The sequence below is a fragment of the Pseudomonas sp. ASL9 genome (assembly GCF_056680335.1).
This window is the reverse complement of the sequence record NZ_CM155277.1, coordinates 4,809,103-4,817,500: the sequence shown is the minus strand read 5'-3', so window position 1 is coordinate 4,817,500 and position 8,398 is coordinate 4,809,103. Positions and strand designations below refer to the sequence as shown.

8 protein-coding genes are annotated in these 8,398 nt (G+C 55.0%); 5 read left to right on the top strand and 3 right to left on the bottom strand.

What is annotated here, in order from left to right:
- Nucleotides 1-37: 37 nt before the first annotated feature.
- Both rhtA and AC1ME2_RS22215 read left to right on the top strand, forming a co-directional pair.
- The gene (gene rhtA / locus AC1ME2_RS22220; protein WP_480436815.1) at nucleotides 38-925 is read left to right on the top strand and encodes a threonine/homoserine exporter RhtA; all 888 of its coding nucleotides are present in this window, start codon (nucleotides 38-40) and stop codon (nucleotides 923-925) included.
- Nucleotides 926-1,110: 185 nt separating this feature from the next.
- Nucleotides 1,111-1,389, top strand: a complete 279-nt coding sequence (locus AC1ME2_RS22215; protein ID WP_480436813.1) for a hypothetical protein — start codon at nucleotides 1,111-1,113, stop codon at nucleotides 1,387-1,389.
- 3 nt (nucleotides 1,390-1,392) lie between these two features.
- On the opposite strand, the gene AC1ME2_RS22210 is transcribed toward AC1ME2_RS22215, so the two are convergent.
- On the bottom strand, nucleotides 1,393-1,965 hold the full coding sequence (locus AC1ME2_RS22210) for a TetR/AcrR family transcriptional regulator (protein WP_480442279.1): 573 nt from the start codon (nucleotides 1,963-1,965) through the stop codon (nucleotides 1,393-1,395).
- A 90-nt stretch (nucleotides 1,966-2,055) separates the two neighbouring features.
- Here AC1ME2_RS22210 and AC1ME2_RS22205 point away from each other — a divergent pair, with 90 nt between their 5' ends.
- Together AC1ME2_RS22205 and AC1ME2_RS22200 are read left to right on the top strand one after the other, a co-directional pair.
- Nucleotides 2,056-2,796: an SDR family oxidoreductase gene (locus AC1ME2_RS22205; RefSeq protein ID WP_480436812.1), complete on the top strand. Its 741-nt coding sequence runs from the start codon at nucleotides 2,056-2,058 to the stop codon at nucleotides 2,794-2,796.
- Between the two features lie 34 nt (nucleotides 2,797-2,830).
- A complete protein-coding gene (locus tag AC1ME2_RS22200; protein WP_480436811.1) occupies nucleotides 2,831-3,439 on the top strand; it encodes a 2-hydroxychromene-2-carboxylate isomerase in 609 nt (202 codons plus the stop codon).
- 21 nt (nucleotides 3,440-3,460) lie between these two features.
- On the opposite strand, the gene AC1ME2_RS22195 is transcribed toward AC1ME2_RS22200, so the two are convergent.
- Nucleotides 3,461-5,269: an aminopeptidase P family protein gene (locus AC1ME2_RS22195; protein ID WP_480436809.1), complete on the bottom strand. Its 1,809-nt coding sequence runs from the start codon at nucleotides 5,267-5,269 to the stop codon at nucleotides 3,461-3,463.
- A 57-nt stretch (nucleotides 5,270-5,326) separates the two neighbouring features.
- Nucleotides 5,327-6,493: a cysteine desulfurase family protein gene (locus tag AC1ME2_RS22190; RefSeq protein ID WP_480436808.1), complete on the bottom strand. Its 1,167-nt coding sequence runs from the start codon at nucleotides 6,491-6,493 to the stop codon at nucleotides 5,327-5,329.
- 1,112 nt (nucleotides 6,494-7,605) lie between these two features.
- Between AC1ME2_RS22190 and AC1ME2_RS22185 the strand changes: the two genes are divergently transcribed.
- Nucleotides 7,606-8,385 carry a hypothetical protein gene (locus AC1ME2_RS22185; protein WP_480436806.1) on the top strand — a complete coding sequence of 260 codons (780 nt, stop codon included), beginning with the start codon at nucleotides 7,606-7,608 and terminating at the stop codon, nucleotides 8,383-8,385.
- Nucleotides 8,386-8,398 lie beyond the last annotated feature (13 nt).

Below are 8,398 nucleotides of genomic sequence, written 5' to 3'. Positions count from 1 at the left end.
CACCCCTATTCAGATGACCGTGGACGATTAAACCGTAATGACCGACCAGCCCCGCAGTCTTGCCTCGACTCTCTTCCCGGTGGGCCTGCTACTTATAGCCATGGCCTCGATCCAATCCGGCGCATCGCTGGCCAAGAGCATGTTTCCTCTAATAGGAGCACAAGGCACCACCACCTTGAGGCTGGTTTTTGCCAGTCTGATTCTGCTGCTGGTTCTGCGTCCCTGGCGTGCAAAGCTAACCGCCAAGTCATTGCGTACCGTCATCATCTACGGCATCGCGCTGGGCGGCATGAACTTCCTCTTCTATATGTCCTTACGCACCGTGCCGCTCGGGATCGCCGTCGCGCTTGAGTTCACGGGACCATTGACCGTCGCACTCATCTCTTCGCGCAGAGCAATCGACTTTGTCTGGATCGCTCTGGCCGTCACAGGCTTGCTGCTGTTGATACCGACTAAGGAGAGCGGTACGAATATCGATCTTATTGGAATCGGCTATGCGATCAGCGCGGGAGTCTGCTGGGCACTGTATATCGTGTCCGGCCAAAAAGCTGGCGCGGACAACGGCATTCAGACCGCAGCGCTAGGTGTCTTGATTGCGGCGATATTCATTGCGCCTATCGGGATTGTGCACGCAGGCTCGGCATTGCTAAATCCGGCATTGCTCACCACCGCGTTAGGCGTGGCGATTCTGTCGACCGCCTTGCCCTACAGTCTGGAGATGATGGCATTGACGCGCTTGCCTGCCCGAACCTTCAGCACGTTGATGAGTATCGAACCCGCGTTTGGAGCGCTGTCCGGACTACTTTTCCTGCATGAAAGCCTTACGCTGATGCAGTGGCTAGCCATTGGCTCAATCATTCTGGCTTCAGCGGGTGCCACACTGACCATGCGCCCAAAACGGCCAGCGCTGGTACCCGCTGACTGACCCCGCTTTCGGGACAGATGTAAAACGCCTCTAGCATTTGTAACGTGGTTGCGCCATGTTGAGCTCCGTAGCCGCCATTACCGCTGGAGCTTCATCCCGACCTGGACGTCATCGGCACGATCACGCAGATAAGCGAATTCAGAGCAAGGCGCTGGCATTTATGCATTCGCCAGGTAAGGAAGGGAATGAAACACATATTGATCGTCTTGGCATTGCTGGCGCTCGCGGGCTGCGCAGCAACCTACAAACCTGTGAAGATCGGCAAACGCGGACTTCATATCAACTGCTCCGGACTCACCTCTTCCTGGGACAAGTGCTATGAACTGGCCGCCAGCTCATGCGACGTGAAAGGCTATAAACTCATCGCCAAATCAGGCGACGCAGTGGAAGATCCAGGTGATTACCCTTTCGGTATCAACCCAGCGGGCTATACCAGCCGCAGCATGATCATTATCTGCAAATAGTCTCTATTCGCTCGCTCCTTGCGCGTCAATTTGCTGGACCAGCACATCGCGGCTGGCATCGAGAACTTGCTGTTGAATCAGGGGAGTGGACAGCATTCTTGCAACAACCAACGCACCGATGCATTGCGACAGCGCGGCCCAAGCCAGGCTTTCGCTGTCCAGTGTATGCGCCCACGCCTGCTGTAGCTGGCATAACCAGTGTTCGGCATGAAGCCGAACAGCCTGATCAGCCCGAGCGATTTCCGCCCCTAAAGACGGCAACACACATCCTCCCTGCGGATTTTCTACGTGCGCCATGCTCAGGTATTGCTTCAGACATCGCTTCAGTTGCAGGCGATCCTGATCTCCCTCCGCACTCAAGCGCCTCAAACTGTTGCTCAACTCTCGCTCGACGATAGCGCCAAACAATTCGTCCTTCGAAGAAAAGTGACTGTAGAACGCCCCACCTGTAAGACCAATCGCTTTCATAAGGCCATCAACGCCGATTGTCGAGAAGCCCTGCGCCTTGGCCATGCCCCCACTGCTTTCCAGCAGTTTTTCGCGGGTTTGCTCTTTGTGAATAACTGAATAGCGCACATTGACCTCTGGATAGCTGACTTCTTGACGTAAGCAAAAGCTTAGCATAACGTTCGTTTAGTAAACGATCGTTTAGCCAAGGATAGAACCATGACAGATGACTCAAACAAGAAGAAAGTCGTATTGGTAATTGGCGCCGGCGATGCAACGGGTGGCGCTATCGCCAAACGGTTTGCGCGTGAAGGCTATATAGCCTGCGTCACTCGACGCAGTGCCGACAAGCTGCAGCCTCTGGTGGATGCGATCAACGCCGAAGGAGGTCAAGCTCATGGCTTTGCCTCGGACGCCCGCAAGGAAGAGGATGTGATCGCCTTGGTGGAACAGATCGAAACCGAGATAGGTCCGATCGAGGCCTTCGTCTTCAACATCGGCGCCAACGTCCCCTGCAGCATTCTTGAAGAGACCGCGCGCAAATACTTCAAGATTTGGGAAATGGCGTGTTTCTCAGGCTTTTTGAATGGCCGGGAAGTCGCCAAACGCATGGTGAAACGCCAGCGCGGCACGATTCTGTTCACTGGGGCCACGGCGGGGTTGCGAGGAGCAGCCGGTTTTGCTGCTTTCGCCGGGGCCAAACATGGCATTCGCGCACTGGCCCAAAGCATGGCGCGTGAACTCGGACCGCTGAATGTTCACGTGGCCCATGTAGTGGTGGACGGCGCCATCGATACCGATTTCATACGGACTCAATTCCCGGATCGCTACGCACTTAAAGAAGAGGACGGCATCCTCAACCCTGAGCACATTGCCGAAAACTACTGGTTTTTGCACAGCCAGCCTCGCGACGCCTGGACATTCGAGCTGGACCTGCGCCCCTGGAGCGAGCGCTGGTAAGTACGCCTCACAATAACAATAGGGAATATCGAACATGAGCAAGACGGTAGAGTTTTTCTTCGACGTTGGCAGCCCCTCTAGCTACCTGGCCTACACCCAACTGAGCAAAATTTGCGCGGAAACAGGCAGCCAATTGATTTACAGGCCGATGCTGCTCGGAGGCGTATTCAAGGCAACCAGCAACGCGTCACCCCTTACCGTTCCGGCCAAAGCCCAGTACATGGTTCGGGACATGAGCCGCTACGCCAAACGCTATGGCGTACCGCTACACTTTAATTCGCACTTCCCAATCAATACGCTAAACCTCATGCGCGCCGCAGCGGGTGTACAGCTGCGCCATCCGGAATGCTTTATCGCTTATCTCGATTGCATTTTTAAAGCGCTGTGGGTCGATGACCTCAATCTTAACGACCCCGTGATGGTGGCTTCGACGTTAAAAGCCGGGGGCTTCGATCCTGAACTTATCGTCGAATGGATTAATGATCCGCAGGTCAAGGATCAGCTCAAAGCCACTACCGAACTCGCACTGCAACGCGGCGTATTCGGCGCACCCTGCATGTTCGTCGGCGATGAGCTGTTCTTCGGTCAGGACCGTCTGGATTTCGTTCGTGAAGCCCTGAGTAGCCACTCCCTATCGGCATGAGCAAACGGCGCAATCGACGGATTAGACCGCGACGGTACGTGTGCGCAACCACTCCAGAGCAGGCCCTTGCAACAATGGACTGAGACGCTCGTTGACCTGAGCGTGGTAGGCATTGAGCCAGTCGCGCTCGTCTTGGGTCAGCAAGGAAATTTCAAGACAACGGGTATCGATAGGGCACAGGGTCAGGGTTTCGAATGTGAGGAATTCACCAAATTCGGTTTGCCCTGCATCAACGTTGAGCACCAGGTTCTCGATGCGTACGCCCCAGCGACCAGGGCGATAAGTCCCTGGTTCAATAGAGGTGATCATGCCCGGCTGCATTGCCGTTTGCGGCGCTGCGACGGCTTGATAGGCAATGACTTGCGGCCCCTCATGAACGTTGAGGAAGTACCCAACACCATGCCCGGTGCCGTGACCATAGTCGACGCCCTCAGCCCAGATCGGCGCGCGGGCGATAGCATCCAGCAACGGTGAAGCAATCCCACGAGGAAAGTGTGCCCGCGACAGCGCGATCACACCTTTGAGCACACGCGTGCAATCACGTTTTTGCTCGGCGCTGGGCGTTCCGATGGGCACCATCCGTGTAATATCGGTGGTGCCACCCAAGTATTGGCCGCCCGAATCGATCAGCAACAGACCATCACCCTCAATTTGCGCATGCTCCTGCTCGGTAGCGCGGTAATGCGGCATGGCCCCATTGGCGTTGAAACCCGCAATGGTCGCGAAGCTTGGTGAGACATAGCCCGGACGACGGGCCCGAGCCTGCCCCAAATGAAGATCAATAGACAACTCGCTGACCGGTTCGCGTCCCAGCGCCGATGTCAGCCAGGCAAAGAACTCACAGAGCGCAGCACCGTCCTGCTCCATGGCCTGGCGGATATGTTGTGCATCGGCATCGCTTTTTTGCGATTTGAACAGCGTTGTAGGGTTTAGCCCCTCAATCAATGTCACTTCGGCTTTAAGGTGATCGAGCAAGCCGCAGGTAACCCGCGCCGGATCAATCAACAATCGAGCGTCGGTCGGGACATCACGCAGCGCCGAGGCAACTTTGGTGTATTCGACGAGTGTGATGCCCTCCCCCTCCAGTGCTTGACGCAGCTCGGCATCGACTTTGACGGAGTCAACAAACAGGCTGATCCGTTGAGGGCCAATCAAGGCAAAGGAAATGAACACCGGGTTGTAAGAAACATCAGCACCGCGCAGATTGAACAGCCAGGCGATGTCATCCAGGGTCGCGATGAAATGCCAATCCGCACCACGCTCTTGCAACGCCTGACGCAATTTGGCCAGTTTGTCGCCTCGACTCACGGTCGCCTGGGGGGGTAAATGCTGATAAATGGCATTGGTCGGCAACCCAGGACGGTCCAGCCACAGTTCGGTGAGCAGATCAAAATCCGTGCGCAAGCTCGCACCACGTTCATACAACTTGGCCGCGAGCGTACGCGCCGAGGCAACCGCCAGCACCGCGCCATCAACGGCCACAACGCTTTTGGTCGTCGCCTTTTCAGCCAGCCAATCCAGCGGACCTGGCTGGCCCTGCACTAACTTCACCAACTCGATGCCACTGCCCGTCAGCTCTTTACTGGCTTGTTCCCAATAACGGCTATCGACCCACAAACCCGCGAAACTCTGGGTAATGATCAGCGTGCCGACCGAGCCATGGAAACCCGAAAGCCACTGCCGGCCCTGCCAATAGCCCGGCAGGTATTCAGAAAGATGCGGATCCGCCGACGGCACCAGATAAGCATCGATATGCTCCCGGCTCATCAGGGCGCGCGCTTGCGCCAAACGTTCGGTGACCACTCCGTTGGTTTTCGACTGCGTACTCATGGACTCTCCTGCTGAACCGGTAATTGGCATGTTCCGGTTCAGATAATGGAGCAGCACTCATGGCTGAGCAACTGCCCAGAAGGCAGGTTGGGTCAAAGACGCCTTGATCAACCGGGCTGCGCGGTCCACATCGTCCTCAGTGGTAAAGCGCCCCAGGCTCAGGCGAATGGTCTGGCGTGCAGCCTGCACGTCGTGGCCAAGGGCAAGAAGCACATGCGACGGTGCATTTTTTGCCGAGTTACAGGCAGAAGTGGAAGAAAAGGCCAACTCATTGCTCAGGGCAGCCAGATTCAGATTGTCTTCGCCAAAGGTCAGGCTAAGGGTGTGCGGGACTCTCTGGGTCGAGCTGCCATTGACGCGCAAGCCAGGAATTCCGGCCAGTTGCTGCCGCAAGCGCAAATGCAGGCGTTCGATCTGAGCGGTCTCGTGTTCAAACACTTCGGCAGCCAAAGCGAAAGCGGCACCCATGCCTGCAATCTGATGGGTGGCCAGTGTGCCCGAACGCAGCCCCCCTTCGTGCCCGCCACCATGGATTTGGGCCTTCAAGCGCTGGTCGGCACGCGGGCCGACATAGAGCGCACCGATACCTTTGGGTCCGTAGACTTTGTGCGCAGAGAACGACATCAGGTCCACCGCCAGCGCGGCCAGATCAATGTTCACCTTCCCGGCACCTTGAGCGGCATCGACATGAAACAGCGCGCCGTGTTCACGGACGAGCTTGCCGATGGCTGCGACATCGTTGAGCGTGCCCAATTCATTATTGACCAACATCAGCGACACCAGAAAGGTGTCTTCACGAAGCGCCGCGCTGACAGCTGCAGGAGCGATCAAACCCTGGGCATCCGGTGCCAGGTAAGTTACCTCGTAGCCAGCCGCTTGCAATTGCTGCGCTGTGTCGAGAATCGCCTTGTGCTCAAGCTGGCTGGTAATGATATGTCCTCCCCGCTGCACTCGACCCTGCGCAACGCCCTTGAGCGCCAGGTTGTTCGACTCGGTCGCACCGGACGTCCAGACTATTTGCGTGGCCTTTGCACCGACGAGGTGGGCAACGTGTTGACGAGCCTGCTCGACCGCTTGCCGAGCCTGCTGACCATAGAGATGAGAGCTGGATGCAGGATTACCAAAATTCCCGGACAGGCCCAGGCACTCGACCATGACCTTAATGACACGCTCATCCACAGGTGTGGTTGCCGCGTAATCGAAATACAACGGAAAACTTTTCATAGACAGATAACCCTGAGGCGCACAACCCAGAACGCTGGAGTGATTGCGTGATGTCGATGCACTGAGCGCTTGATAGTGCCTGAATTCACATAGATCTAATAATTATTAATTTATCTTTATATATTCCAAAAAAGAATATATGGAATTCACCTGAACCAAGGCGCAGTTATTTCCCCGTGATCCAGACTCATCCTTGCCTGTCGACCTAAGGTCGATCGGCATTGCGAACGACACTCGTCAAATATCAAATAGCCCTACTGGATATAAGGAGGATTTCTACACCTATTGGTTTTTAAGTGCTGGACCTCCGCACCCGTATAATTAAACTTGGATCCAATCTATGGATACCAAGAGCCGAAACGCTTAGTTTTCCAACGGCCCGCTGTGCACAACCCACTCAACGCAGTGCCAGAAACAGCGTCGATACCTTCATTCGAGCAACAAACCCTTTAATAAAAACGAACTACACTCACAGCGACCTGGTGACTACTTTGCTCAAACTAGATCGTGATTAACTGCACTATTCTTGTCTGTTTTAAGCGCCTAAAAAACGTCACCGCACCTAAGCAGCACATGTGATGTTTTTTTGACGATTAACAAAATCAACGACTTACAAGCTCTGATAAACCGTTTATCAAAAACTTAACAGTTTATTGACGAAATAATTTGACAGGAAGGACGCCGCCGTCGATATATATGCCTGTCAGATGATTCGTTGCTAATGCAGCACTGCCAAAGAGCAGAGCGCACGACTCGTCCAGCCCACACGCTTTCCAGCGCTGCCAACACAGGATTAGTTTTCGGCACGGTGCAGTTTCTTGCGCCTGTGGGAGTCCATTGATTAATTGAACACTTGTTTTTTACTGAGCGTGCTCGGTCTGGCGGTAGCATTGCGTGAAGGCTAACTTCGGCAGTTCGCCTAACTTGCAGATTTGATCGTTTAAAACAACGTCCTTTAAAAAACAGACAGCGGCAGGATCAACCGATTCGGGCGGTAGCGTGCTTGAACAACGTGTTGTAGCAGTGTTCGTTTTTAGCAGGTGCCATTAAATAATGGCACCGACACCTGACCACCGTCCGGCTTCCTCAATTACCTCCATGAGCCTGAAGCGATGCCATTATCTTTTGACATTGATGAGCAGCAGATAAAACAGCTGGCCAATGAGATTGATACCCATGGCTTTGCCAAGCTGAACGGTGCGATCAGCGACGCCGATCTCCAACAGCTGCGTACCTACACCGACCTCCAGGCGGCCAAACATCCCGGCGAGTATTTTGCCTATCACGGCGAGCAGGCATTGGCCGACAGCCTGTTGGTACACTTCTGGGCCGCCCCCCGACTCAAGGCATTGCTGGCCAGATTGTACCGCCACGCAGCCAACAAGCAGGCACTCAGCAGTCAAATCTACCCGGTCCTGCGCTGCGTACAAGGAAACCAGGGACAACGAGAGTCCAATTGCTTCCACTATGACGCCAGTCTGGTGACCGCACTGATTCCAATCTTTATCCCGCAGGAAGGCGAAGAGCGCGGAGATTTAGTTCTATTTCCTAACGTCCGCACCGTACGTTCCAGCGTGGTGCTGAACGTTATTGAAAAGGCGTTATTGCAAAACCGTTTCAGTCGCAAGTTGATATGCCTGGCCATACAACGCGGCTGGCTAAAACCCGCCACGTTGCAGTTGGAGCCCGGCAGTATTTACTTCTTCTGGGGTTATCGCTCGTTGCATGCAAACAGCTCGGTCGGCTCTGACCTGAAGCGTGCCACCGCCATCTTTCATTTTGGCGACCCCCACGCAGGCAGTCTGGCCACGCGACTGATTCTCAAGTTCAACCAACGTCGGGCTCGATTGGTCAGCCGTAAAACAGGTAGTCAGCCACCCACGCTCGGTTAGTTGGGTGCTGAAG